Source organism: Aliamphritea spongicola, assembly GCF_017051665.1.
GTDB lineage: Bacteria > Pseudomonadota > Gammaproteobacteria > Pseudomonadales > Balneatricaceae > Amphritea > Amphritea spongicola.
This window is the reverse complement of sequence record NZ_JAFIDL010000006.1, coordinates 18,055-42,846: the sequence shown is the minus strand read 5'-3', so window position 1 is coordinate 42,846 and position 24,792 is coordinate 18,055. Positions and strand designations below refer to the sequence as shown.

Sequence of the window (24,792 nt, the reverse complement as noted above, 5' to 3'; positions counted from 1 at the left end):
ATAAAAAAGAGCAGCCCGGGAGCTGCTCAACGACTAATCACTGCGAGAAACACAGTGAGCTGAAGCATCTGTTTGTGCCTCTTCCTTAAAAGGTCAGCTGAATATTGTACTTAGCCCTGATAGCAGCATCCGTTGCCGGATCCAGATAATTAGGCCGGTGCTCCGCTAAAATCTGCTTCGCTTTCAGATTGGCCCGTTGCCACATATCCTGCCCGCCGGTTTCCTGCCAGGTACGCGGCTCCTGCCGGTCGGACAAATCACTGGGATAAAAGTAATCCCGCTGCATGGCCGCCAGCGTGTGCTCACCGCCAAGGAAATGCCCTTCACCACTGACCGCTTCCCGGATCGCTTCAAACCCCAAAGTTTCCTCGGTAACTTCCACGCCGCGCAACACCCGGTATACGTGGGAGATCATCTCGTCATCGATCAGGAAAGATTCGAATGACGCCCCCAGCAAACTGGCGGTCATCCCCGCGGATTCATAGACCATGTTGCAACCGGACAGCCCTACTGACACCGCCGACAGCGCCTTTTCCAGCCCCATCTGAGCATCTACCGCCTTGGCATCACTCATACTGGAAGCAGCACCGGAGGGCAGCCCCAGATAATTGGAAAGCTGCGCCGAGGCTGCATTCAGCAGGGTTATTTCTCCACCGCCGCCACAGAACGACCCGGTACGCAGGTCAATCACTAATGGCCAGTTCGAGAAAATCATCGGGTAACCCGGCTCAAACACATTCACCATGATCAGTGCTGCCAGCGTTTCCGCCAGCGTTGAACTGAGCATACCCGCCAGAGTAGCCGGAGAAGTTGCCCCGGACTGTGCCGCCACGATGTTATTTATCGGTACGCCTCTGCGCATACAGGCCAGTGCGACATCCACCGCATCTTCCCCGTATCGCAGGGGAGAAATAACCGGGCTGATATGCGCTTTGCAGAACGGTCGTTCACGGAATTTCCCTTCCCCGCCCAGTGCCATATCAAACATGTCGATGATCGGATCAACATGTTCTGCCAGCGTGAAGCTGGTACCCACTGGCTTCTCTGTGCCCACCAGTAACGTATAAGCCGTATTCACATCCAGATCGTAGTTATCCGGTACGTCCGTTGCCACACAGCAGCGGGTAAACCAACTGACGTTATTCAGGGTATCCATCAACCGGGTAAAGTCATACAGATCATTCAGAGTAGAAGGACGGTATTCTCCGCTGTCGATATCCAGTGTCTGTACTGCGGCACCGCCGGTTCCGAAGTACACACTGTCACCACCGACCGTGAAGTCATGTTTCGGGTTGCGCCCATAGTAGGTGAAACTTTTACAGGCCCCGGCAATCTGTTCTTCCACCATACTCTGAGGAAAACACAGCCGCCCGTCATCATTCACAAAAGCTCCTTTGCTACAGGCCTGGTCGATCAGTACCTGGGGGGCTTCCCCCATGCCGATCTCTTCCAGAATCCTCAGTGCACTGTGATAAATGGTTTCAATCTGGTCGTCAGTTAACGGTTTATACTGCCCTCCCACCGGCCCCGGCGGGCACGGATTCACCGCAGGAGGCGCACTGCGTTTTGCCCGCATGATGTCCCGGGCACGGGGCCCGCCCCGGCCCCGGCGTCTGGCTTTGGTTGATTCTTCAGTCATGTTGTTTACCCCCGTACCAAGGCGTTTTCCGGGTCATACTGCGCAGGTTCTATTACCTTAACCGGATGCATCTCACCCAGCAGGTCAATACTCAGCTCTGTACCTACGGCTGCAAATTCCGGATCTATAAAGGCATAGGCGAGATTCTTTTCGACACGATGACCATAGCCACCGGATGTCACTGATCCGATCAAAGCATCACCACTATAGATAGAGTCGCCGGAATGGGCCGGTGCAAAATCGCAGTCAACTTCTAAGCTGACAAACAGTTTCTGCGGGCCTCTGGCCTGCTCTTCCAGTAATGCGCCTTTGCCTACAAAGTCAGGCTTCTCCAGATTTACAAACCGGTCCAGACAGGATTCCAGCGGGTTACGCTCATAGATCAGATCGGCCTTCCAGTGACGATAGCCTTTTTCCAACCGCATTGATTCAGTGGCGTAGAGGCCGAACAGCCCAAGCCCGAATGACTCACCGGCTTCAGTAATCTGCTTCCAGGTCAGGTACAGCTGTTCATTCGGAATATGCAGTTCATAGGCCAGTTCACCGGAGAAACTCACACTCATGGCGATCATTTTTGCATGTCCCAGAGTTTTCTCCTGAACGCTCATCCATGGCATGGCTTCTTTCGACCAGTCACAGCGGGGCGACAAAGACTGAAGCAGCTCACGGGATTTCGGCCCGGCCACCACCAGAATGGTATGGCTGGCGGTCATTTCAGTGAGGCTGACAGTATCCGGCTTATAAGCAATCAACCAGTCACGGTCATGCCATTCTGCTGCGGCGGCCGAGCCATACCAGTAATGCTCCTCACCCAACTTAGCAATGGTGGCTTCTGCCAGCACATGGCCTTTTTCATTAAGCAGATAACACAGGCCCACCTTGCCGACTTTTTTCGGCAGATTGCCGCACACCATACGGTCCAGGAATGCCGTTGCGCCTTCACCTTTAATCTCATAACGGTTAAAACCGGAAACCTCCATCAGGCCGACATTCTGCTGAATATTGGCAATTTCCTGCGCGACGATATTTTTCGTCGGCGTAAACCGGTAACCGTGCTCGTCTACAAAATCAGCATCCGGTTTAAAGAACAGTGCCCGCTCCCAACCATTCACGACACCCCAGGCAGCATCTTTGGCATCCAGTACCGGATACAGTGGCGTTGTCCGGGCCAGACGTGCCGCCGGCCGGTGCTCATGGGGCTGGTGATAATGGAATTCGTTCTGATAGTCCTCAATGGCTTTCAGGCAGGTATGTTCCGTATTGGCGTACTGGGTAAAGCGGCGGGGGTCCAGACACCAGGCATCCCATTCACTTTCACCGTGTACCATCAGTTCCGCCAGAATCTTACCGTGGCCACCGCCTTCACCGATGCCGGCCCGCAAACCGATCGCACAGAATGCATTCGGCACACCCGGTACCGGCCCGATGAGGGGCATACCGTCAATGGTGTAAGTAATCGGGCCGTTCACTACCGTATGGATACCGGTTTCAGTCAGGCATGGCATCCGTTCAAAAATGCGTTCCATATTGTCCAGACAGCGGTCCAGATCTGACGGGCAGAGTGCCTGGGTAAAGTGCGGATCAATGCCGTGCATTCCGAAGGTCTTACAACCCTGCTCATAAACCCCTACCAGCAGGCCGTTCTTTTCCTGACGGGAATAAAAATCATCACCCGGGTCACGGATAATCGGTACCCGCTTATCCATCGCCTCCAGTTCTGCAATGGTGTCGGTGAGGAAATACATGTGTTCCATAGATGTTACCGGATGCTCAACCCCCAGCATCCGGCCCACTTCGTTCACCCGGTAACCGGTGGCGTTCACCACCATTTCACAGGTGATGTCACCCTTAGCGGTATGAACGATGAATTCGCCATTGGGCTTACGGGTGATGTTTTCCACAGGATTAAAACGGTATACCTTGGCACCGGCTTCACGGGCTTTGCGGGCCAGCGCAAAGGTCAGGCCCGCCGGATCGATATCGCCATCAAGCGGATCCCACCAGGCCCCCAGCAAGCCATCCGTATTAATCAGCGGATGGCGACGACCGGCTTCAGCACCGTCAATAAATTCCATCTCAACACCCATGCTTTTCGCCATGCCCACATAGTGCTTATAGGTATCGATATGCTGCTGAGTGTAAGCGGTGCGCATGCCGCCGGTAATATGATAGGAGATCGGGTTTTCCGGATCAGCAGCCAGCTCACGATACAGATTAATACTGTGGCGCTTCAGGGCGACCATAGTCTGGTTTCCGCCAAACTGGGTAACCTGTGCAGCCGCATGCCAGGTAGAACCGGATGTCAGTTCATCACGTTCCACCAGGACGACATCGGTCCAGCCTTCCTGTGTCAGGTGATACAGGGTTGAACAGCCGGCAATACCACCACCTATGACGACTACTTTAGCGTGGCTTTTAATAGGTTCACTCATGCAACAAATCCTTCTTATTCTTAGCAAGTCTGCCGGGACGCTGAGTTTTAGCCCACCCGGCAGACAGTTTGTGCGGTTATGTTTCTTCCCCTGATATTCCCCAAGAAAGTGATCACTGACAAACCGAAAAATTTGTTATATGGTTCAATCAAATTAAACTGTTAGCACAGAGCTTTTATGAAACATGACCTGCCTGCACTGGATTCACTGAAAGTATTTGAAGCTGCCGCCCGGCACCTGAGCTTCAGTCTGGCTGCTGACGAACTTTGCCTCACGAAAGGCGCCGTCAGCTATCAGATAAGAAAGCTTGAGGATCATCTCAATTGTGCGCTGTTTCGCCGGGCAACCCGTCAGGTCTACCTGACTGAAGCAGGACAGAGCCTGTTAAAAAGCACCCAGCAGGTCTTTACTGAGTTGCGCCAAAGCTTTGAGGCACTGAAAACCGACCACAACAGCCAGGTCACTGTGGCGGTCACCACTTACGTTGCGGTGCGCTGGCTATCGGCTAACATCGCTGGCTTTAATGAACGCTATCCGAATGTCTCCATCGTACTGCAGCACACGGTTAACTCAGCAGACTTCAAACTTCCTGATGTCGATATGGCGCTACGCTGGAGTCCGTCAAAACAGAGCTCATCCCCTGACCGGATCATGCAGGCAACGATGCCCATGTTCCCGGTTTGCAGTCCGGGACTGCTGGAGAAACTTGGTTATAACGCTCAGGTAAAACTGCCACGCGAAGCCATGCTGCAGCCACCATGGTGCGATATCACTTTATTATGTGAAGACCGGGCTCAGGACTTCTGGACGGAATGGTTTGACGGGCAGGAGGACAACCTGCCCAATCCCCGCCGAACACTGAGTGACGCCAACGTAAGGGTGCAGGCAGCCATCGATGGCCAGGGCTGGATGCTCGCAGATGCGTTAATGCGTAACGAGCTGGATAACGGCTTACTGGTCAGCCCTTTTGATCATGGCCTTAACGGCTACGGTTATGTTTTGCTTTGCGAACCTTCCAGAATTATCAGCCATAATGCCGAACTGTTACAGCAATGGCTGGCTGAAAAACTGGCCACCAGCAGCCAGCCGGACATGCTGGAACGCATGTAATTACAGGCACAAAAAAGGCTGCCATAGGGCAGCCTTTTTGTCATACCACCTGTAATCAGGTAGTGGTTTTCTCTTCTTCAACCTGATGGCTAACCGCTTCTGCCAGTGTATCAGTATCGATACTACCAACGTGCTGACCATCTTCATCCGCGACTACAACCTGCAGTGCGTCTTCAGTCAGCATCTGGTGCAGTACTTCCTGAACGGTATCATCCTGGCCAACCACAACCGTATCAGTGTGATTAATTTCAGATGGTACCTGCGCCGACATGATCGACTTAGCCAGCAGTACACGGGTACGGTTTACGTCGGCAACGAAACGTTCCACGTAATCGTCAGCCGGGTTCATCAGGATATCCTGAGCAGGACCCTGCTGTACCAGACGGCCATTGTTCAGAATAGCGATCCGGTCACCGATCTTAAGTGCTTCATCCAGGTCGTGGGTGATGAAGACAATGGTCTTCTTCAGCTCGACCTGAAGCTCCAGCAGAATGTCCTGCATATCGGAACGGATCAGTGGATCCAGTGCCGAGAATGCTTCGTCCATCATCAGAATATCTGCATCACAGGCCAGCGCCCGTGCCAGACCTACTCGCTGCTGCATACCACCGGACAACTGTGCAGGGTAGTGCTTTTCAAAGCCTTTCAGGCCTACACGCTCCAGCCAGTAGTGCGCCTTTTCTTTGATAAAGGCACCGTCTTTGCCCTGCATTTCCAGACCAAAACGTACGTTATCAATAACGGTACGGTGCGGTAACAGTGCAAACTTCTGGAATACCATTGCAGTTTTTGCCTGACGGAAGTCTCGCAACTGCTTGTCATTCATATCACAGACGTTTTCACCGTCGATGATAATGTTACCGATTGTCGGATCAATCAGGCGGTTAATGTGACGGATCAGCGTCGATTTACCGGAGCCTGATAATCCCATGATCACCTCAATTGAGTGATCATGCAGGTCCATATTGATGTTATCCAGACCCAGTACATGCTTATGTTTCTTTAGCAGGTCTTCTTTACTGATGCCCTGCTGTACCTGAGGAATCACCGACTTAGGGTTAGCACCGAAAATTTTCGATAGCCCTTCAATGCGAATTTTTACATCTTTATCAGACACCGTGACCTCCTTCGCGATGTTTCTGAATACGTAAGCCGTACTGCTGTGAAACCCGGTCAAAAATAATTGCAATTGCTACGATCGCCAGACCGTTTAACAGACCCATAGAGAAATACTGGTTGGTAATCGCCTTCAGTACCGGCTGACCCAGACCTTTAACACCGATCATAGAGGCGATTACTACCATAGACAGCGCCATCATGATGGTTTGGTTAACACCGGCAAAGATAGAAGGTAATGCCAGTGGAATCTGAACGTTCTTCAGCTTCTGCCAGGAGGTACAACCGTAAGCGTTAGCCGCTTCCACAACATCCGGGTCCACGTGACGGATACCCAGGTTGGTCAGACGAACGATTGGTGGCAGTGCATAAATAATTACTGCAATCAGACCCGGTACTTTACCGATACCCAGCAACATAACCACCGGAATCAGATATACGAAACTCGGCATGGTCTGCATGATATCGAGTATCGGCGTAACCACTGCCTGAACTTTGTCAGACCGCGCCATCAGAATACCCAGTGGAATACCGATTGCTATCGCAACAATGGTACATACGGTAATGATACTGAGCGTACTCATCGTATCTTCCCACATCCCCAGATAACCGATGACGCAGAAAGCAACAATGACACCCACAACCAGCTTCCAGCTTCGGCTACCTAAATAAGCCAGTCCCGCTATCGCAATAATTACCAGAGGCCATGGAGAATTGAGAAGAACTTTTTCGCTCCAGACAAGAAAAGTTAACAGGGGATCGAAAAACGCTTCTAGCGATTCACCATAAGCCTGGGTGAACTCGCGGAAGCCATCGTCGATAGCTTTGCGCATGCTGCGCAGATCGCCCCTCGACATACTCGGGAAGTCAGACCAGCTCATTTTTTGCTCCTTATCAGGAAGGCAGGGTACCGAAAGTGCAGTGGGTATTCAGATAATTACCCACTGCAGCCCTGCCTACGATTCTTATTATGTGTATAACAGTTGTGCGGTATTACAGGGCAGCTTTGATTTTCTCAGCTACGTCTGCAGGTACCCACTTAGTCCATACATCTTCAAAGTTCTGCAGGAAGAAGTATGCACCGTCTTCACCGTTTGCCTGGTTATCATCCATGTAAACGATTACCTGACCCGCCATGTTGGAATCATAAGAACGAGTGTTCAGGTACTTCATTTCTTCAGGGTGAGAGTTAGCAAACTTAGACACCACAACAGTCATTACGTCGGAAGGTGTGTAATCAGACTTCTTCGGCTCTGCACAGGTTTCGTTAACCAGACAGCCATCCCAGTGTTCTTTATCGAACTCAACACCGAAGTCCAGCTTTTTCAGCTCGTACTTGGTGATTGGCACTGTTGGCTGCCAGTAATAACCGAACCACGCTTCTTCACGGTCATAAGACTTGGCAATTGCACCGTCCAGACCCGCAGCAGAACCCGGATCTACAACTGTGAAGTTATGCTTGGCAAAGTCGAATGCTGATGGTTTAGCCAGGTTGTTAGATGCAATCTGACACGCCCAGCCCGCAGGACAGGTCATGAACTGACCTACATTCGGATCTTCTTTGCTTGGGAATAATTGAGGGTTGTTCAGTACGTCCTGAACAGTTTTAATTTCCGGATGAGCATCGGCAACCGCTTTAGAAATGAACCAGCCTTCTGCAGCATCGGTGATCAGACGCGGGCCACGAACAATGTCGCCCTTTTCTACAGCTGCATCAATACGATCGAAAAATGCGTTGGCCCACAGTTCCGGTGCGATGTCCGGCTGACCTTTAGACTCCATAGAGGCAAAGGAGGTTACGGTTGATCCCGGGATTAACTCAACGTTACATCCGTAACCTTCTTCAAGAATGATTTTATCCAGGTTGGCGGCGAATTCCGCGGAGGCCCAGTTCATTTCAGCAATAGTAACGGTACCGCAATCGGCCGCATGTGTCAGTGAACTTGCAATTACCAATGGTACAGCTGCTAACAGTGTTTTCATGATATCTCCGTCCCATAAAATCGGGCTAATGTTATTGTTTTATAATGCCTGAAATTCATCTTACAACTCTAATATTTAGAGTTCAAACCTTTATTCATTTTGTCATATAATGGGGCCATTACTTTATGTCATCCTTACTAACTGATTGAAATTAATAATGAATGAATCAACACGCTGGCAAGAAGTTCTGATTGCGCTGCGCCGGATCATCCGCGCAACTGATTTGCAGTCTAAACGTGTTTCAAAAAGCTGTGGTCTGACAATTCCTCAGGTAATGGTTTTAAGAGCGATAAAAAATCTCGGCGACGTCACTGTCAGGCGCCTGTCGGTTGACGTATCCCTCAGTCAGGCAACCGTAACAACCATACTGAACCGGCTTGAAGACCGGCAACTGGTGGAACGGGTACGTAGCGCCAGCGACAGACGTATCGTGAACGCCCGCCTTACCAAACAAGGTATCGAAGTATTGGAAACAGCGCCACCCTTGCTTCACGAGGCATTTATCGACCGTTTGGAGAGTCTTGAGAGCTGGGAACAGACCCAGATTTTGTCTTCTCTGCAGCGTGTCGCCAGCATGATGGACGCCGAAAGCCTAGATGCTTCGCCGCTGTTAGACATAGGGGCCCCTGCCAAGGACACCGCCCTGAACGACACAGAGAAACAGGCCAGAGCCATAGAAGATTAGAGCTCAAAACAAAAATAGCGTGCCGCAAAAAGGCAAAAAGGTGACGCTTTGCGACAATGTAAAACCAGCCGAAAGCCACTCAAACAGACGTTTCAGGCCATTTTTCCGAATCATTTTTAATTTCAGAATAAACTCCCGCACACTTCTGAATTTACCTTAAAAAGCTTCATACACCACCAGCATTCCATACACCGGACAAAGCATTTCATTGCTTCTGGAATCTGCTAAAGTGAGGGCTCAGGCTTTAACTGAAGGATCAGTTATTCAATGACTCTTTACCTGACGGTGAAAACACTGCATATCCTGAGCGCCGCGGTTCTGTTCGGTACCGGCGCAGGCATTGCATTTTTCATGTTTCGCAGTTATTTCAGTGATGATTCCGGTGCCCGGCTATACGCCGCTCGCAACACCGTACTGGCCGATTATCTGTTTACCCTCCCCGCCGCGATTTTCCAACCTGTGTCCGGTGTCTGGTTGATTCACCTGGCCGGCTATAGCTGGGATTCAGCATGGCTGGTCGCAAGTTACGTTCTGTATTTACTTATCGGCCTGTGCTGGTTTCCCGTCATCTGGATTCAGATAAAACTAAAGCAACAACTGATTCTGGCCAACGCCACCCAAAGCCCCCTGCCCTCAGACTACCGTAAACTGTTCCACTGGTGGATTGCATTGGGCATTCCGGCGTTTATCAGTATTCTGATCATTTTTTTCCTGATGGTACTCAAGCCCTTATGACGACCGATAACAGCCAACCGGTTTTTAGCCGTGTGTTTGACAGGCAGTGGCCTCTGCTACCGGCAGTCATGCACAAGCATTATCTCAACAGGCCCTATAGTAATGACCATACTCAGGTAACAGGTACGATCAATGTCTGGTGCGCCCGCCCATTAAAACTGTGTGCACAGATACTCTGGCGACTGAAAAGCATTCCGCCACACAGCGAAACCGATGTACCGATTACGGTTGATTTCCACAGTTCGCCGGACAACAACCACTTCCGTTTTGAACGTCTGTTCAGGTTCAGAGAAAAGCCCCATTACCGGTTCAGTTCAGTCATGGAACCGATTAAAGACGACCTGGTAGTTGAAAGAATGTCAGGTCATATTGGCTGGCTTTTGCGTTATTCGTGGGAAGATCAGAAGGTAAAACTGAAACATCAGGGTTACGTTATCTGTCTGGGAAAACTCAAAATTCCTTTACCGGTTAGCTGGCTGATAGGCAAAGGTTATGCAGAAGAGTGGGCACTGGATGAAAACCGGTTCGCCATGTGTATGCATATTTCCCATCCCTGGTGGGGGAAACTCTATCAGTATGATGGTGAGTTCATGATCAGCCAGCTACCAGACACAAACGATGCAAAAGGATCAGCCTCCCGATGACACATGTACTTATTATTGGCGGCTACGGTAATTTTGGCCTTTTTATCAGTCAAACACTCGCCAAAGAAAACGGCATTAAACTGACAATTGCCGGCCGCTCGAAAGAAAAGGCAGAAGCGCTGGTCAGGGAGTTACAGCACGGCACTCACGTGCAGAGCTATCGGTTAGATATCAGTGAACCGCTGCAAGATCACTTCAAATGCCTTAAACCAGACATTGTCATACACACATCAGGCCCTTTCCAAAAACAGGGATACGATGTCGCTCAGGCCTGCATTGACTGTGGTGCCCATTACATTGATCTGGCTGATGGCCGGGAGTTTGTCAGCGGCATCACGGCTCTGAATACCGCCGCCAGTGAAAATAATGTCCTGGTTGTCAGCGGAGCCAGCTCCGTCCCCGGGCTTACATCCGCTATTGTCGATAAATACCTGCCTGAATTCAGCCATCTGGAAAGCCTGGATTACGGCATAACCACCGCTCAGAAAACCACCCGGGGTCTGGCAACTACCGCCGCAATACTGGGCTACACAGGCAAGCCTGTAGAAACACTCACCGATGGAAAACGGGATACGATTTATGGCTGGCAGGGACTCAGGGCCAGAAATTATCCACTGTTAGGCTGGCGATTATTGGGCAACTGCGACATTCCGGATCTGACGCTATTTCCGGAGCGTTATCCCGGCCTTCAAAACATACGCTTTTATGCCGGCCTTGAAATCCCCCTGATTCACATCACCCTCTGGCTGCTTTCCTGGGGCGTACGCTTCGGTCTGATCAGAGACCTGAGCGGCTCTGCACCTCTCTTACTGCGCATGTCATTTCTGTTCGACTGGCTGGGCACAGCAAACAGCGCCTTTCATATGCAACTGAGCGGCACTGATCATAACGGTGATGCAAAGAAAATCTGCTTTGAACTGACGGCCAGATCCGGCGATGGTCCTTTTATCCCCTGCATGCCTGCCATATTGCTGACCCGAAAACTGCTGAACGGTGAGCTAACGCAACGCGGCGCACAGGCTTGTACAGGGCTGATCACTCTGGATGAGTATCTGAACGCCCTGGGGGAACTGGATATTTCCTGGACGGTAACTGAGTAAGCGATTTTCCCGGTTACAACCGCTGGCTGGCAGCCAGTAAATCTGATTCCAGTGTTTGCCATGCGGAAGGATCGCGGCCAATCACCTCAATCCGGCTGTCATATACCTCATCCAATGCGGTGCTGCTCATGAGACCATCCACAATGTTAAAGGCAAAAATCCCTTCATCGGTGATGAACACACCTTTCACCCGCTCAGCATCAATGCCCATCAGGATAGACTCAAGGGTAATGAAATCGAATTCAAAATCCGGCTGAAAAATCCATCCACTGCTGAAATATCCGTCACCTTTATTATCTTTACGCAGATAGCCTTCTGCCGGCATATCCGGTGTTGCGGCAAAGACATCACCATGACCATGGCTATGGGAAGGCTCAACGTCAACTTCAGGCTGCGGCTGCCAGTGGCAGGGAGCATCCAGCCATTGTAGCTGTAACTGGCCATGCGCCACCGGATAAACCGGTCTGCCTGTAACCTGCAGTTGCGCCAGATAAGTATCTAACTGCTGCAGCTCATCCGCTTCATACAAATCACTTTTATGGGCAATAATGCAGTCTGCAACACTGACCTGCTGCTGGTAGGTTTCGTCTGTTGCATATTCAGGGTCAGACAGCTTGCGGGCATCCACAAGGGTCATTGTCGCCTGTAACTGAATTACATCGCTGTATTCCGCACTGCGCAGGCTGGCAAGCACTTCCTGAGGGTGTCCCAGACCAGTAGGCTCTATCAGCAAACGGTCAGGCTTTGCCCGCTGTATAAGCTGATTCAGCGCCATCTGCATGGGTAAACCCGCCGTACAGCACATGCAGCCGCCGGGCACTTCCCGCATAAATATGCCGCCGTCAGAGTCTTCCCCCATCATGCTGGCATCAATGCCAACCTCACCGAACTCATTAACCAGCACCGCCCAGCGCTCATTATCCGGTTTATTTGCCAGCAGATACTGAATGGCGGTGGTTTTGCCAACGCCTAAAAAGCCGGTAATGACATTGGTAGGAATCGCATTAAATTGCATACTAATAAGCTCCGAGAAAAGCCCTGCAGATGACCTGACTATAAAAGATGAATCAGCCGGCTAAATCAGCCAGGCTGTCGAGAATAAGATCCGGCTGATATTCAGCGACAGACTTACCATGGTTAAAACCATAGCTTACCGCGACCACCGGACATTCCGCAGCTTTAGCCGCCAATATATCGTTCGCCGAGTCACCGACCATCAGGGTATGTAAAGGTTCTGCATTCAGAACCTTCATCGCATGCAACAAAGGTAAAGGATGCGGTTTCTTTTCCGCTAAACAGTCACCACCCAGCACCAGCCTGAAATACTTATCCAGGCCGAACTGCTGCAACAGATGTTCTGTAAAAGGTAGCGGTTTATTGGTCACCAGCGCCATCGGAATATTCAGACTTGCCAGCGTTTCAAGGCAAGCTTCCACGCCGGGGTACAAACGGCTTCGCTGACCGCTCACTTCACCATAATGCCGGAGAAACAGTTCCAGCGCCTGTTCAGACAAAGCATCCGGTTCACTGTCGGCGATATCGTAACGGTCCAGCAATGCCCGGCGAACCAGTATCGCTGCACCGTTGCCAATCCAGTGACTGACTTTTTCTTCTCCGGCCGCTGGCCGGCCAAGATCCGCCAGCATCCGGTCAATTCCTGCTGCCAGATCCGGCAGGCAATCGATCAGTGTGCCGTCGAAATCAAACAACACCAGTGCCGGCAGCTGTCCGCCAAACAGGGATTTCATCACCGCCGTTACGCCTGCGCCAACTCTTCGCGCATTTTGGTAATTGTCGCCTGGTAATCATCGGTATTGAAAATAGCCGAACCTGCAACAAAGGTATCTGCACCTGCCTGAGCGATTTCACGGATATTACCAATGCCCACACCACCATCTACTTCGAGGCGGATATCATAACCGCTGGCATCGATACGCTCGCGTACCTGACGCAGCTTATCCAGGGTCGAAGGAATGAATTTCTGACCGCCAAAACCCGGGTTAACCGACATCAGCAGGATCATATCTACTTTATCCATGACATGATCAAGATAGTGCAGCGGGGTTGCCGGGTTAAATACCAGACCAGACTTACAGCCACCGTCACGGATCATCTGCAGTGAACGGTCGATATGATCAGAACCTTCCGGATGGAAAGTGATAATGCTGGCACCGGCATCGACGAAGTCACCGATCAGGCGATCCACAGGACGCACCATCAGATGCACATCAATTGGAGCCTCAATACCGTAGTCTCGCAGTGCCTTACACACCATCGGCCCAATTGTCAGGTTCGGAACATAGTGATTGTCCATCACATCAAAATGCACGTAATCCGCACCCGCAGCGAGCACATTTTCAACTTCTTCACCCAGACGGGCAAAATCTGCTGATAATATAGAAGGAGCAATCTTAAAATCGGCCATGGCAGTCGCAACTCTTGAAATAATAATGGCGCCTATTGTACTGTCGGAACATCTAAACACAACACGAAAGCAGCCTGTGCAGACAACAGACAATCCCTCAAATCGACGCTGGCCCACCGGACTCCGGAAACTTATATGCGCCACACTGTTTCCTTACTGTGCACTGGCATCATTTACTGCACTGGCCGAAGAGAATAATGACTCAGCCGGCATGACTGAAATGTCTGACACCATGCAGACTGACGGTATGTCTGACACCCCGACCTCCAGCGCCCCCCGAAGCATTCCCAACCCGGCCGCCCAGCGGGCTGCTGCCCTGGCACAGGAGCAGTCTCCGGAAACAGAAATTATCTGGCTGGAAACCGATAAAGAAACCCAACTGGGCCTGTTTATGCCCAGCGGTATTACCGAATCCTATGGCGGGATCATTTTATTCCACGGCAGTATGGCCACCCCGGACTGGCCAGACATTATCCGGCCGTTAAGACTGTCTCTCAGTGACCAGGGCTGGGCAACGCTATCTGTGGCATTACCTGATCCGAACCCCGCGCCCGTTCCGGAAAGGAACATGCAGCCATCTGCACCATCAAATTCCGGTGATGGCACAGACACTGATCCTGCCGCTGATGCCGAACTGACAGATGCAACAGAAACTGAAGCCTCAGAAGCGGCAATGACAGAATCCGCCATGCAGGATGAAACCATGGCAAACAGCATGGCAAAAGAGGAGAGCACACCGAAAGAACCCTATATTGATCAACTCACCCGAATTGCCATTGCTGCCAGCACGCAGCTAACAGACCGGGAACAGAACCGCCAGATTATTATAGGTGTTGGCACCGGTGCAGTCTGGGCTGCAGCTTATATAGCGTACGCACAAGATGACCAGAACATCCGCCTGCTGATGATAGACCCGCGCCAGCCTGAAGACCCGGAGGCCCCGCAGCTAAGCGAGCTGATCCCTCTGCTGGACAGTGAAACTGTGCTTGACCTGTATTTTGAAAACTCTGAACTGAGTAAAGCCCAGGCCAGACAAAGGCTGCGCCTGAGTAAACGCAGTAAACTGCCGGATTACCGCCAGATAAAAATTAACCAGCGCCCGGATGACAGCAAACGTGAACAGCAGTGGCTGGCGAAAAAAGTCCGCGGCATCCTGAAAACCAACATCATCGACGCGGACTTTGCCAGAACCACCGAAGGCCGGCTGGAAGCGGAAAAAGCCATGCAGCTGATGCCCGGAGGCTGACTCAGCCTTTCCGCGCCTGGCGGATACGGTCGTAGGCGGACTGGATTTCCTGGGTCTTTTCCTTCGCCAGCTGCATCATTTCTTCCGGCAACCCTTTAGCCACCAGCTTATCCGGGTGATGCTGACTCATCAGACGACGGTATGCTTTCTTCAGCTCGGCATCACTGACATCTTCAGACACTCCCAGCACACCATACGCTTCTTTCAGCAGGGTCGCCTGAGAAACCGAACCATGCTGATGGGACTGATAGCTGTGTTGCTGATATGAGAACTGGGACTGCATTCTGGCCATTAATGCTGCCATTTCCGCCTGAGACATATGCAGCAAGGCACAGACCTCACGGATAATTGCCAGCTCGGCTTCACTTACCTGACCATCAGCCATTGCAGCTTGTAGCTGAATTTCCACAAACATCAGTTTCAGCGGCACGCGATAGCGGATCAGGGCACTTAATGGCCGTAACACATCAGCAATATCAAAATGCTCATCTTTCCCCTGGGTAAACAGCTCTATCGCCTGCTTCTGCCGTTCGCTGCTCAGCCCCATACGGTTCATCACGTCACGGGCATATTGAATTTCTTCCTGACTGACCCGGCCATCGGCTTTTGCCAGTTTCCCCATTACAGAAAACGTGGCTTTAAAAAAGGCATCCTGCGGATTCAGCGCATTGCCCACCAGGTTCTTCAGCCCTTTGGATATAGCAACACCGATTGCACCGCCCAGCAACAGCCCGAACAGACCACCGGACATCAAACCAATCAGCCCGCCAATAACCAGGGCCGTACTGTTGTTGCGGATCATTTGCCCGAAGTTTTCACCGGAACGCTGTGCATCGAATGCCATTGGTCATTTCCCAAATCAGATAAAAGTCGTCCCGTCCTCAAACCGAGGACGCAAAAAGTTACTCAGCAGTTATATGATTGTCTGTTAAATCATTTTCAACCGCCTGCAAACGCTCAATCGTGCCTATATCCCGCCAGTAACCGGCATAATGTTCGCCGCTCACCAGACCTTTAGCCATGGCGTCACGCAGCAGCGGCGCCAGGGCAAACTTACCGGGCTGACAGCCGGCAAATAACCGTGGGGATAAGATACTGATACCACTGAAGGTTAACCGGTTCCCTTCCCCTTCGCTGACATTGCCACCGGTCAGTATAAAGTCACCGTCAGGATTGTGCTCAGGGTTATTCACCATCACCAGATGCGCCAGCGCACCGCTGGCCTCCAGGTTTGCCTGCGCCTTCAGTAATGAATCCGTCGGATAATCCGTAAATACATCACCGTTGATCACCGCAAACGATTCACCTTGCGGTGAGACCAGCGGCAGGGCCTGAAAAATCCCTCCACCGGTTTCCAGTGCTTCAGGCTCCGGCGAGTAGACTATGATGGCACCATAAGGTTCACCGCTCCCCAGAGCACTTTCCAATTGTTCACCCAGCCATGCATGATTGATCACCAGATCAGTGATTCCACCAGCCACCAGCCGCTCAATGTGATACTCAATCAGCGCTTTACCGGCCACTTTAATCAGCGGCTTGGGAGTCTTCAGTGTCAGGGGGCGCATCCGGGTACCCAGACCCGCCGCCAAAATCATCCCACGCATTATTTAAACCACTCATCCAGTAATGCACTGTCGAAGTGCTCAGAGGCATACATCGCTGGCACAACCACTTCGTTAAGCCACGCAGCAAACGTTAACAGATCCTGATACCGCGAACAGACCCGAATGATGTAATGCAGGGTACGGGGAATATCCGCCAGATAACCGTCTTTTCCGTCACGCAGTTTCAGCCGGGCAAATATACCGCTGGCTTTAAGGTGGCGCTGCACACCCATCAGGTCAAACCAGTAATAGAATTCTGCACGGTCGAAGCTCTGCAGCACACCTTCAGCCTCCAGCTGAGCGGCATACTGATCCACCCAGCCATACACTTTCAGATCCGGCCAGGCGATATAGCAATCCCGCAACAACGACACCAGATCATAAGTTACCGGGCCGATAACGGCGTCCTGAAAATCAATCACTCCCAGGGAGTCACCACATACCATCAGATTGCGGCTATGGTAGTCCCGGTGTACAGCAACCTGCGGCTGCGCCCGGGCACTGCTGACCAGCTGTGCACAAACGTCTTTCCAGAGATGTTCAACACCGGGCTTGATTGTCAGCCCCAGCAGGTCCTGCAGGAACCAGTCATGAAACAGCGCCATTTCCCGCTGCAGCAACGCTTCGTCATATTCAGGCAGCGGAAACCCTGCAACGTCTGTCGCTTTCTGAATCAGCAACAACTCATCCAGTGCACGGGTATATAAGTCATCCGCAGAGGAATCATTCAGATGCTGCAGATATTGTTCATCACCCAGGTCGCTTAACAGCATATATCCCAGTGATAAATCCGCAGCGATCACCTGCGGAACTTTTATACCCTGGCTGTACCAGCTGTCGGCAATTTTCACAAAAGGTAAACTGGCCTCTTTTTCCGGTGGTGCATCCATCAGAATCCAGCTTTGCTGACCACTGATCAGCCGAAAGTAACGCCGAAAGCTTGCATCCCCGGACACAGGCAGGCACTGCCAGTCTGACGCCAGTTCAATACCCGATGCAGCACAAATGTCGACCACCCAGGCACGTAACCCGGCCAATCGTTGACCCATAATTTTAATCCTCTAGCATAGATGCGCCGGAATGTTTTATCATTCAGCGCTTTAGTGCGTATATTACTCGAAATAACGGTTTGGCGATAAACAAAATCGAAGCACATTTTTCCGCTGTAGAATGGATAGGCCGGATGCCCTTTAAAAGACAATCTTCATATTTACTTACCTTAGCGGTCGCTGCCGCTATGTCGCCTTCGTTATATGCTGCACCCGCCGATTTATGGCAATGTCAGACCATGGCCGACGGCAGCTGGCAATGCGCCGGCAACGATACCCCTGCAGAACCATCTTTTACCGAACCGGCCAGCGTGCCAACCCGGCCACTGAACGCTACAGAAACAGTTACTCAACCGGAATCGGTAAATGTGACCCCTGCTGAATCAGCACCGGCGGTTGCTCCTGCAGTCATCGGCACAGAAGAAAAACAGCCACAGCCAGCAGCGCAGCAGGCAGTACTGAGCGCCCCTGTTGCTGACCTGGCAGCCCAACAACTGGACTGGCAACCGGGCGAAGGCGGCCAGTGCGGCCGCTACGTTGAGCCGCAATATCCTGTTGCCGAAGCAGGCAAAGAAGAAGAAATTATCATTAACGCGGATCAGTCCCTGACCCAGATTGGCCAGACATCCACAATGCGGGGAGATATCCGCGTCCGACAGGGCAACCGGACAATCAGCAGTGATGAAGCAACCCTGTACGAAGCCACCAATACCGCAACCTTACAAGGCAATGTGGTTTACCGGGAACCCGGATTACTGATTGTCGGAGATAACGCTCAGGCGAACATTGATACCAGCGAAACCCGGATTGAAGCAGCCGATTATGTGATGCATCAGCAAGGGATCCGTGGTTCTGCCGTAAGCATTACCCGTCAGCCGGACAGCAAGATCAACCTGCAAGACACCTCGTACACCAAGTGTCCTCCGGGGGACGAGAGCTGGAAAATCAACGCCGACGAAGTGGTGCTTGATCCGGAAGAAGGCTTTGGTACCGCTAAACATGCGACCCTTCGCATTGGTGATGTACCGGTATTCTACTACCCATACTTCACCTTCCCGATTGACGATAAGCGCCGCTCCGGATTCCTTTACCCGACCATGGGCTACTCCGACGGTGACGGACTGGAACTGGCTACCCCGTATTATTTCAATATTGCCCCGAACATCGATGATACGCTGACGCCGCACCTGTACAGCAGCCGTGGCTTGTCACTGGATAACGAACTGCGGTACATGAACAGCTACAGCTATAACGTACTGAGTACCGCCTATCTGCCTAATGACCGTAAAGCCGACGAAGACCGCTGGCTCGTTGATGCGCAGCATCGCGGTTATCAGGGTAACTGGCGTTCAACGATTGATTACACCCGGGTCAGCGATGATGACTACTTCAATGACCTGAATACCGGCCTTGAAGTAAATCGCCAGGATCACCTGGACCAGATTGCCCAGGCAAGATATGTCACTGATAACTGGACGGCAACCGCCCGCGTCCAGTCTTACCAGACCATTACCAGCGCCACCCAGCCTTACCGGAAACTGCCGCAGATTTCCCTTAAAGGCAGCCAGAGTGATCTGGTGGACGGTTCTGATCTTGAACTGGAATACCTGGCAGACTTCACATCCTTTGAACGGGATAATGACAACCTGATCGGCATTGACCGTGTGAATGGCCAGCGTGTTCACCTGCAGCCTTCTGTCAGTATTCCTTTCCGCTGGCCATGGGCATACGTCACACCAAAAGCGACTCTCTGGTCTTCTCAGTACAAGCTTGATGATCAGGTTGCCGGCGAGTCCGACAGCATCAGCCGCACAGTGGGTGTATTCAGCGTCGACAGTGGTCTGAGCTTTGAGCGTACTGTTAATGAATCAGGCATGATTCAGACTCTGGAGCCGCGCCTGTTTGCCCTCTACGTGCCTGAAGAAGACCAGACGGCAATTCCGAACTTCGATACCGCCGAATACAGCTTCACCTACAGCTCACTGTTCCGTGAAAACCGCTTCAGCGGTTATGACAAGATCGGTGATACACAACAGCTGACGCTGGGACTGAGCTCCGGTTTCTACCGTAGCAACGGCAGTGAAGTGGCCCGTATGGGCATTGCCCAGGCCCATTACTTTGCCGATCGTGAGGTCCAGCTGGAAAGCACCACTGCCGCAGATACCAGCAAGCGTTCCAATGTGGCACTGGAAGCCAGCTGGAATGTCACCGACGCCCTGCGGATCAGTAATGACAGCGAACTGGATGCCAGTGACTATCATTTAATCGAAAACAATCTTAAATTCAGTTACTCTCCGAACATCAACAAAGTATTCACCCTGGGCTTCCGCGACCGGGAAGACACCCGTGAGCAGGCAGACCTGTCATTTATCTGGCCGGTTGCTAAAAACTGGAGCGTTCTGGGACGCTGGCAGGAAGATATCCGGAACAATACGACCCCGGAAGCACTCTTAGGTGTTGAATACTCCGACTGTTGCTGGCAGGTACGGGTGGCCGCCAGAGAATATCTGCCCAGCGGCAGTACCGAAAGAGACAGCGGAATTTACGTACAGTTTGTCCTGAAAGGACTGGGCGCTTTCGGCCAAGGCAAAGGCTTATTCGATAACATTACCGGTTTTGAAGAACGTGAAAAACAAAATGACTATTAAGTGTATGCGCCCGTTCGGGGCCAAGCTCATCAAGCCGGCACTGGCGGCAATCGCGCTCAGCGCATCCGTTTCAGCCTTTGCTGCGACCTCACTGGACCGGGTTATTGCGATCGTCAATGACGACATCATCATGCAAAGTGAACTCGAAGCCCGTGAAAACATGATCCTGCGCCGCCTGGCCCGCAGCAACTCCGCCCAGCCACCGGCTGAGGCTCTGCGTAAACAGGTACTGAACCGCCTGATTATCGATCGGGTCCAGATGCAACTGGCAGATGAGCGGGGAATCCGTGTCAGCGATAACGAGCTCAATGCCGCACTTAACCGTATCGCCGGCCAGTCAGGCCTGAGTCTGGCGCAGTTCCGTGAAACACTGATTGCTGAAGGTCAGGACTACGCCAAGGTACGTAACCAGATCCGTCAGGAATTACTGATCAATGAAACCCAGCGCCAGCTGGTTAACAGCCGTATCAACGTATCTCAGCAGGAAATCGACAACTTCCTCAGTTCAGATCAGGGTAAGCTGGCTGCTTCGCAAAGCTATAACCTGAGCCTTATTCTGGTAGCCGTTCCACCGCAGGCTGATGCCACTACAATTCAACAGGCCGCTGAAACCGCCGCTGAAATCAGCGCTGAATTACAGAACGGTGCAGATTTTGCTGAACTGGCCCTGGAACGCTCCGCCGGTAATAACGCCTTAAAGGGCGGCCAGCTGGGCTGGAAGAAAGCCGCTGAATTACCTCCGGCTTTTGCTCAGGCTCTTCAGTCTCTGGAAAAAGGTCAGGTAACGGCACCAATCCGCACCCCGAACGGGTTCCACATTCTTAAAGTAAACGATACCCAGCAGGGCAACGTACAGATGGTTGATCAGACCGAAGTACGCCACATCCTGCTTAAGCCGACTGAAATCCGTTCCAAAGCTCAGACCCTGCGGGAAATTAAATCCCTCTACAACCGTCTGGCACTGGGTGAGCCTTTTGCTGAACTGGCAAAAGAATTCAGTGATGATCCGGGCAGCGGCGCAGAAGGCGGTGCTTTAGGCTGGGCGCAGCCGGGCCAGATGGTACCGGAGTTTGAAGAAGTCATGCGTAAAACCCCGATTGGTGAAGTCAGTATTCCGTTTGAAACCCGCTTTGGCTGGCACATTCTTCAGGTAACTGACCGCCGCCAGCAGGATCTGGGTGAAGAAATGCTGATCAATCAGGCACGGGCCAGCATCCGTGAACGTAAGTTCAACGAAGAACTGCAAAACTGGTTACGGGAGATCCGTGCCAAGGCATATATCGAGCTGAAATAATGCCGGAACAGATCTTCAAGTTAGCACTGACACCGGGCGAGCCTTCAGGCATCGGCCCGGATCTCTGCATTCAGATTGCCCAGCAAGGCCACCAACAGCAACTGATTGCTATTGCTGACCCTCACATGCTTGCTGAACGGGCTGCACAACTGGCACTCCCTCTGGAAATCCGCCAGTACGATGCCAGGCAGCCGGCACAAAGCACCCCACCCGGCTGCCTGTGGGTAGAAACAGTTCCCTGCAAAGCCCCTGTTGTGGCGGGCCAGCTTAACGCCGCAAATGCACAGTATGTGCTGGACACCCTGACCCGGGCGACAACCGGCTGTATGAATGGCGAGTTTTCAGCCATTGTTACGGCTCCGGTACACAAAGGCATTATTAACGATGCCGGCATTCCGTTCAGCGGTCACACAGAGTTTCTTGAAGCCCTGACTGGCAGCGATAAAGTCGTTATGATGCTGGCCACCGAGGGACTACGGGTTGCCCTGGCCACTACCCACCTGCCATTACTGGAAGTACCGGGCGCGATTACTGAACCGTTACTTCATCAGGTTATCGGGGTTCTGCATCAGGATTTACAGCAACGCTTTGGCTTACAACAGCCACGTATTCTGGTTGCCGGCCTGAACCCTCATGCAGGGGAAGGTGGACACATGGGCCGGGAAGAAATCGATACCATTGAGCCAGCCCTTGAAAACCTGCGCCAACAGGGTATAAACCTTACTGGCCCGTTACCAGCAGACACCCTCTTTACTGAAAAGTACCTGCAGCAAACAGATGCTGTCCTTGCGATGTATCACGATCAGGGATTACCTGTTCTAAAATACAAAGGCTTTGGCAACGCCGTCAATATTACGCTGGGCCTGCCCATTATCCGCACATCTGTGGATCACGGCACCGCCCTTGATCTGGCCGGCAGCGGCAAAGCCGATACCGGCAGCCTGCTAACTGCCATCGACTACGCGGCAGAAATGGCCAGCCACAGCAATCAGGATAACTGAGCTATCATTCTCAGTTATCCACAAGAAACCCCAACGGAACGTCATTCATGAGTAAAAAACCCGTCGGCCACAAAGCCCGTAAACGCTTTGGCCAGAACTTTCTGCAGGATCAGGGCATCATTCGCCGGATCATTCGCTCAATCGCACCGCAGGAAGACCAGCATCTGGTAGAAATCGGCCCGGGTCTGGGTGCTATTACCGAAGAATTACTGCCTGAATGCCAGCAACTAAATGTGGTTGAACTGGATCGCGACCTGATTCCTATTCTGCGTACCAAATTCTTCAGCTATGCAGACAAGTTTAATATTCATGAAGCGGATGCCCTGAAGTTTGACTTTGCCTCCCTGCACCAACCTCCTCAGCCACTCCGTGTCGTCGGTAACCTGCCGTACAACATATCCACGCCACTGATTTTTCATCTGCTGAGCTATGCTGAACAGATCGAAGACATGCACTTCATGTTGCAGAAAGAAGTGGTTGACCGTCTTGCGGCACAACCGGGAGAAAGTGCGTATGGCCGTCTGGGGATCATGGCTCAGTACTACTGCCACGTAGAACCACTCTTTATTGTGCCGCCAGAAGCATTTGATCCGGCACCTAAAGTTGACTCCGCAATTGTCCGGCTGATCCCGTACAAAAAAATCCCGCACCCGGCTAAGGATGTTGATAAACTGGAGGTCGTCGTCAGAACCGCTTTCGGCCAGCGCCGCAAAACTTTACGGAACAACCTGAAGCCGCTGATCAGCGCCGAAGATATTCAGGCACTGGATATAGATCCGGGTCTGCGCCCGGAACGCCTGAGCCTGCAGGAATTTATCCGCATCAGTGATTTCATCAGCACTCAACAGAGCGACTAAACAGATGATTGCCGCATTAGAACAAGAAAGTATCGCCATTAACGTGGAAACATCGTACCTCCCGGAGCAGTCTGACCCGGATAAAAAACGCTTTGTTTTTTCCTATCACATCACTATCACTAACCATGCGAATCAGCCGGTTCAGCTGCTTAACCGCCGCTGGCTGATTGTTGACGGTGATGAACAGGTACAGGAAGTGAAAGGTGAAGGTGTGGTCGGTGAGCAACCGGTCATTGATCCCACAGAAAGCTACAGCTATACCAGCGGCACCGTTTTGGCCACCAATGTCGGCAGTATGCAGGGACATTATGAAATGAAGGCCGAAGATGGCCAGACCTTCAATGCTGAAATTGCGCCGTTTACACTGGCACAACCAAACGCGCTGCACTGATCAGGCCTGCTATGACCCATTACGCCATTGGTGATATACAGGGCTGCTTTGATGAACTTATACAACTGCTGGACACCCTGAACTTCAGCCCTGAAGATACGCTATGGGTTGCCGGCGACCTGGTGAACCGCGGGCCTAAGTCTCTGGAAACTCTGCGCTTTCTCAAAGAGCTCGGCAGTCAGACCAGAATTGTGCTCGGCAATCATGACCTGCACCTGCTTGCTATTCATTACGGCACCACGACCCAGCGTCGCAGTGATACCTTCGACGAAATTCTTAATGCGCCAGACCGGGAAGACCTGATGGACTGGTTACGCCACCAGCCTCTGCTTGTTCATGATGAAGCCCTTGGCTATACCATGGTGCATGCAGGTATTCCGCCTAACTGGTCATTAAAGAAAGCCCGCAGCTGTGCCAAAGAAGTTGAACAGGTCCTGCAAAGTACGCTGGCTATTGAATACTTCCGCAATATGTACGGCAACAAACCAGACCGCTGGAAAAAATCAATCCAGGGCTGGGAACGGCTGCGGATGATCACCAACTACTTCACCCGGATGCGCTTTTGCAGCGACAAAGGCCGGCTCGACTTTCTCGCCAAAGGTGGCCTGAGCAGCCAGCCGGAAGGCTTTTTACCCTGGTTTGAACATCCGGGAAAAACTGTCGATAAACACCGTATTATTTTTGGCCACTGGGCAGCACTGGAAGGCAAAGCCGACCACCATAACGTATTTGCCCTCGATACCGGCTGTGTGTGGGGTAATACCCTGACAGCCATGCGTCTCGAAGACCAGCAGCTGTTCAGTGTCCCAAGTCTGAAACAACCGGAGTAACCC

23 protein-coding genes are annotated in these 24,792 nt (G+C 51.9%); 12 read left to right on the top strand and 11 right to left on the bottom strand.

Annotation, left to right across the window (positions count from 1 at the left end):
• Nucleotides 1-85: 85 nt before the first annotated feature.
• Together JYB63_RS16540 and JYB63_RS16535 are read right to left on the bottom strand one after the other, a co-directional pair.
• Nucleotides 86-1,639, bottom strand: a complete 1,554-nt coding sequence (locus tag JYB63_RS16540) for a trimethylamine methyltransferase family protein (RefSeq protein ID WP_205659015.1) — start codon at nucleotides 1,637-1,639, stop codon at nucleotides 86-88.
• A 5-nt stretch (nucleotides 1,640-1,644) separates the two neighbouring features.
• Complete coding sequence (locus JYB63_RS16535; RefSeq protein WP_205659014.1) at nucleotides 1,645-4,071, bottom strand: GcvT family protein; 2,427 nt, start codon at nucleotides 4,069-4,071, stop codon at nucleotides 1,645-1,647.
• A gap of 177 nt (nucleotides 4,072-4,248) precedes the next feature.
• On the opposite strand from JYB63_RS16535, the gene JYB63_RS16530 reads away from it, so the two are divergent.
• Nucleotides 4,249-5,181 (top strand): LysR family transcriptional regulator, encoded by a 933-nt coding sequence (locus JYB63_RS16530; protein ID WP_205659013.1) that lies wholly within the window; start codon nucleotides 4,249-4,251, stop codon nucleotides 5,179-5,181.
• A gap of 55 nt (nucleotides 5,182-5,236) precedes the next feature.
• Here the strand turns inward: JYB63_RS16530 and JYB63_RS16525 are convergent, their stop codons facing one another.
• The 3 genes from JYB63_RS16525 to JYB63_RS16515 all read right to left on the bottom strand — a co-directional run bounded on the left by JYB63_RS16525 (nucleotide 5,237) and on the right by JYB63_RS16515 (nucleotide 8,280).
• Nucleotides 5,237-6,298, bottom strand: coding sequence for a quaternary amine ABC transporter ATP-binding protein (locus tag JYB63_RS16525; RefSeq protein WP_205659012.1), 1,062 nt, complete (start codon nucleotides 6,296-6,298; stop codon nucleotides 5,237-5,239).
• Nucleotides 6,291-7,178, bottom strand: coding sequence for an ABC transporter permease (locus tag JYB63_RS16520; RefSeq protein ID WP_205659011.1), 888 nt, complete (start codon nucleotides 7,176-7,178; stop codon nucleotides 6,291-6,293). Before JYB63_RS16520 ends, JYB63_RS16525 begins: the two co-directional genes overlap by 8 nt.
• 112 nt (nucleotides 7,179-7,290) lie before the next feature.
• The gene (locus JYB63_RS16515; RefSeq protein WP_205659010.1) at nucleotides 7,291-8,280 is read right to left on the bottom strand and encodes a glycine betaine ABC transporter substrate-binding protein; all 990 of its coding nucleotides are present in this window, start codon (nucleotides 8,278-8,280) and stop codon (nucleotides 7,291-7,293) included.
• A 157-nt stretch (nucleotides 8,281-8,437) separates the two neighbouring features.
• Here JYB63_RS16515 and JYB63_RS16510 point away from each other — a divergent pair, with 157 nt between their 5' ends.
• The 4 genes from JYB63_RS16510 (at nucleotide 8,438) to JYB63_RS16495 (ending at nucleotide 11,444) form a co-directional block, all read left to right on the top strand.
• Nucleotides 8,438-8,965, top strand: a complete 528-nt coding sequence (locus JYB63_RS16510; RefSeq protein WP_205659009.1) for a MarR family winged helix-turn-helix transcriptional regulator — start codon at nucleotides 8,438-8,440, stop codon at nucleotides 8,963-8,965.
• Between the two features lie 267 nt (nucleotides 8,966-9,232).
• Complete coding sequence (locus tag JYB63_RS16505; protein WP_205659008.1) at nucleotides 9,233-9,700, top strand: DUF2269 family protein; 468 nt, start codon at nucleotides 9,233-9,235, stop codon at nucleotides 9,698-9,700.
• Nucleotides 9,697-10,344, top strand: coding sequence for a DUF4166 domain-containing protein (locus JYB63_RS16500; protein ID WP_205659007.1), 648 nt, complete (start codon nucleotides 9,697-9,699; stop codon nucleotides 10,342-10,344). Before JYB63_RS16505 ends, JYB63_RS16500 begins: the two co-directional genes overlap by 4 nt.
• Complete coding sequence (locus tag JYB63_RS16495) at nucleotides 10,341-11,444, top strand: saccharopine dehydrogenase family protein (protein WP_205659006.1); 1,104 nt, start codon at nucleotides 10,341-10,343, stop codon at nucleotides 11,442-11,444. The genes JYB63_RS16500 and JYB63_RS16495 overlap by 4 nt, the downstream gene beginning before the upstream one ends.
• 13 nt (nucleotides 11,445-11,457) lie before the next feature.
• Here JYB63_RS16495 and JYB63_RS16490 read toward each other — a convergent pair whose 3' ends face one another.
• From JYB63_RS16490 to rpe, 3 genes are read right to left on the bottom strand one after another with little or no spacing between them, the layout of a single operon-like run.
• A complete protein-coding gene (locus tag JYB63_RS16490) occupies nucleotides 11,458-12,459 on the bottom strand; it encodes a CobW family GTP-binding protein (protein ID WP_205659005.1) in 1,002 nt (333 codons plus the stop codon).
• Nucleotides 12,460-12,511: 52 nt separating this feature from the next.
• Nucleotides 12,512-13,192: a phosphoglycolate phosphatase gene (locus JYB63_RS16485; RefSeq protein WP_205659004.1), complete on the bottom strand. Its 681-nt coding sequence runs from the start codon at nucleotides 13,190-13,192 to the stop codon at nucleotides 12,512-12,514.
• Between the two features lie 8 nt (nucleotides 13,193-13,200).
• A complete protein-coding gene (gene rpe, locus JYB63_RS16480; RefSeq protein WP_205659003.1) occupies nucleotides 13,201-13,869 on the bottom strand; it encodes a ribulose-phosphate 3-epimerase in 669 nt (222 codons plus the stop codon).
• Here rpe and JYB63_RS16475 point away from each other — a divergent pair.
• A complete protein-coding gene (locus JYB63_RS16475) occupies nucleotides 13,868-15,115 on the top strand; it encodes a DUF3530 family protein (RefSeq protein WP_336510898.1) in 1,248 nt (415 codons plus the stop codon). The two genes, rpe and JYB63_RS16475, sit on opposite strands and share 2 nt — an antisense overlap.
• Nucleotide 15,116: 1 nt before the next feature.
• On the opposite strand, the gene djlA is transcribed toward JYB63_RS16475, so the two are convergent.
• From djlA to JYB63_RS16460, 3 genes are read right to left on the bottom strand one after another with little or no spacing between them, the layout of a single operon-like run.
• The gene (gene djlA / locus JYB63_RS16470; RefSeq protein ID WP_205659001.1) at nucleotides 15,117-15,959 is read right to left on the bottom strand and encodes a co-chaperone DjlA; all 843 of its coding nucleotides are present in this window, start codon (nucleotides 15,957-15,959) and stop codon (nucleotides 15,117-15,119) included.
• Nucleotides 15,960-16,017: 58 nt separating this feature from the next.
• Nucleotides 16,018-16,719 carry an N-acetylmuramate alpha-1-phosphate uridylyltransferase MurU gene (murU, locus tag JYB63_RS16465; RefSeq protein WP_205659000.1) on the bottom strand — a complete coding sequence of 234 codons (702 nt, stop codon included), beginning with the start codon at nucleotides 16,717-16,719 and terminating at the stop codon, nucleotides 16,018-16,020.
• Nucleotides 16,719-17,768, bottom strand: coding sequence for an aminoglycoside phosphotransferase family protein (locus tag JYB63_RS16460; RefSeq protein ID WP_205658999.1), 1,050 nt, complete (start codon nucleotides 17,766-17,768; stop codon nucleotides 16,719-16,721). The genes murU and JYB63_RS16460 overlap by 1 nt, the downstream gene beginning before the upstream one ends.
• A 188-nt stretch (nucleotides 17,769-17,956) precedes the next feature.
• Here JYB63_RS16460 and JYB63_RS16455 point away from each other — a divergent pair, with 188 nt between their 5' ends.
• From JYB63_RS16455 to JYB63_RS16430, 6 genes are read left to right on the top strand one after another with little or no spacing between them, the layout of a single operon-like run.
• Nucleotides 17,957-20,416, top strand: a complete 2,460-nt coding sequence (locus JYB63_RS16455) for an LPS-assembly protein LptD (protein WP_205658998.1) — start codon at nucleotides 17,957-17,959, stop codon at nucleotides 20,414-20,416.
• Nucleotides 20,406-21,710, top strand: coding sequence for a peptidylprolyl isomerase (locus tag JYB63_RS16450; protein ID WP_243432032.1), 1,305 nt, complete (start codon nucleotides 20,406-20,408; stop codon nucleotides 21,708-21,710). Before JYB63_RS16455 ends, JYB63_RS16450 begins: the two co-directional genes overlap by 11 nt.
• On the top strand, nucleotides 21,710-22,711 hold the full coding sequence (gene pdxA, locus JYB63_RS16445) for a 4-hydroxythreonine-4-phosphate dehydrogenase PdxA (protein ID WP_205658997.1): 1,002 nt from the start codon (nucleotides 21,710-21,712) through the stop codon (nucleotides 22,709-22,711). The genes JYB63_RS16450 and pdxA overlap by 1 nt, the downstream gene beginning before the upstream one ends.
• Before the next feature lie 47 nt (nucleotides 22,712-22,758).
• Nucleotides 22,759-23,568 carry a 16S rRNA (adenine(1518)-N(6)/adenine(1519)-N(6))-dimethyltransferase RsmA gene (gene rsmA / locus JYB63_RS16440; RefSeq protein WP_205658996.1) on the top strand — a complete coding sequence of 270 codons (810 nt, stop codon included), beginning with the start codon at nucleotides 22,759-22,761 and terminating at the stop codon, nucleotides 23,566-23,568.
• Between the two features lie 4 nt (nucleotides 23,569-23,572).
• The gene (gene apaG, locus JYB63_RS16435) at nucleotides 23,573-23,959 is read left to right on the top strand and encodes a Co2+/Mg2+ efflux facilitator ApaG/CorD (protein ID WP_205658995.1); all 387 of its coding nucleotides are present in this window, start codon (nucleotides 23,573-23,575) and stop codon (nucleotides 23,957-23,959) included.
• 11 nt (nucleotides 23,960-23,970) lie between these two features.
• On the top strand, nucleotides 23,971-24,789 hold the full coding sequence (locus JYB63_RS16430; protein WP_205658994.1) for a symmetrical bis(5'-nucleosyl)-tetraphosphatase: 819 nt from the start codon (nucleotides 23,971-23,973) through the stop codon (nucleotides 24,787-24,789).
• Nucleotides 24,790-24,792 lie beyond the last annotated feature (3 nt).

What these genes read in the sequence shown, in the direction of transcription:
- JYB63_RS16540 (WP_205659015.1), bottom strand. Translation starts at nt 1,639, where the DNA reads ATGACTGAAGAATCAACCAAAGCCAGACGCCGGGGCCGGGGCGGGCCC.
- JYB63_RS16535 (WP_205659014.1), bottom strand. Translation starts at nt 4,071, where the DNA reads ATGAGTGAACCTATTAAAAGCCACGCTAAAGTAGTCGTCATAGGTGGT.
- JYB63_RS16530 (WP_205659013.1), top strand. Translation starts at nt 4,249, where the DNA reads ATGAAACATGACCTGCCTGCACTGGATTCACTGAAAGTATTTGAAGCT.
- JYB63_RS16520 (WP_205659011.1), bottom strand. Translation starts at nt 7,178, where the DNA reads ATGAGCTGGTCTGACTTCCCGAGTATGTCGAGGGGCGATCTGCGCAGC.
- JYB63_RS16515 (WP_205659010.1), bottom strand. Translation starts at nt 8,280, where the DNA reads ATGAAAACACTGTTAGCAGCTGTACCATTGGTAATTGCAAGTTCACTG.
- JYB63_RS16510 (WP_205659009.1), top strand. Translation starts at nt 8,438, where the DNA reads ATGAATGAATCAACACGCTGGCAAGAAGTTCTGATTGCGCTGCGCCGG.
- JYB63_RS16505 (WP_205659008.1), top strand. Translation starts at nt 9,233, where the DNA reads ATGACTCTTTACCTGACGGTGAAAACACTGCATATCCTGAGCGCCGCG.
- JYB63_RS16500 (WP_205659007.1), top strand. Translation starts at nt 9,697, where the DNA reads ATGACGACCGATAACAGCCAACCGGTTTTTAGCCGTGTGTTTGACAGG.
- JYB63_RS16495 (WP_205659006.1), top strand. Translation starts at nt 10,341, where the DNA reads ATGACACATGTACTTATTATTGGCGGCTACGGTAATTTTGGCCTTTTT.
- JYB63_RS16490 (WP_205659005.1), bottom strand. Translation starts at nt 12,459, where the DNA reads ATGCAATTTAATGCGATTCCTACCAATGTCATTACCGGCTTTTTAGGC.
- JYB63_RS16485 (WP_205659004.1), bottom strand. Translation starts at nt 13,192, where the DNA reads ATGAAATCCCTGTTTGGCGGACAGCTGCCGGCACTGGTGTTGTTTGAT.
- JYB63_RS16475 (WP_336510898.1), top strand. Translation starts at nt 13,868, where the DNA reads ATGGCAGTCGCAACTCTTGAAATAATAATGGCGCCTATTGTACTGTCG.
- rpe (WP_205659003.1), bottom strand. Translation starts at nt 13,869, where the DNA reads ATGGCCGATTTTAAGATTGCTCCTTCTATATTATCAGCAGATTTTGCC.
- djlA (WP_205659001.1), bottom strand. Translation starts at nt 15,959, where the DNA reads ATGGCATTCGATGCACAGCGTTCCGGTGAAAACTTCGGGCAAATGATC.
- murU (WP_205659000.1), bottom strand. Translation starts at nt 16,719, where the DNA reads ATGCGTGGGATGATTTTGGCGGCGGGTCTGGGTACCCGGATGCGCCCC.
- JYB63_RS16460 (WP_205658999.1), bottom strand. Translation starts at nt 17,768, where the DNA reads ATGGGTCAACGATTGGCCGGGTTACGTGCCTGGGTGGTCGACATTTGT.
- JYB63_RS16455 (WP_205658998.1), top strand. Translation starts at nt 17,957, where the DNA reads ATGTCGCCTTCGTTATATGCTGCACCCGCCGATTTATGGCAATGTCAG.
- JYB63_RS16450 (WP_243432032.1), top strand. Translation starts at nt 20,406, where the DNA reads ATGACTATTAAGTGTATGCGCCCGTTCGGGGCCAAGCTCATCAAGCCG.
- pdxA (WP_205658997.1), top strand. Translation starts at nt 21,710, where the DNA reads ATGCCGGAACAGATCTTCAAGTTAGCACTGACACCGGGCGAGCCTTCA.
- rsmA (WP_205658996.1), top strand. Translation starts at nt 22,759, where the DNA reads ATGAGTAAAAAACCCGTCGGCCACAAAGCCCGTAAACGCTTTGGCCAG.
- apaG (WP_205658995.1), top strand. Translation starts at nt 23,573, where the DNA reads ATGATTGCCGCATTAGAACAAGAAAGTATCGCCATTAACGTGGAAACA.
- JYB63_RS16430 (WP_205658994.1), top strand. Translation starts at nt 23,971, where the DNA reads ATGACCCATTACGCCATTGGTGATATACAGGGCTGCTTTGATGAACTT.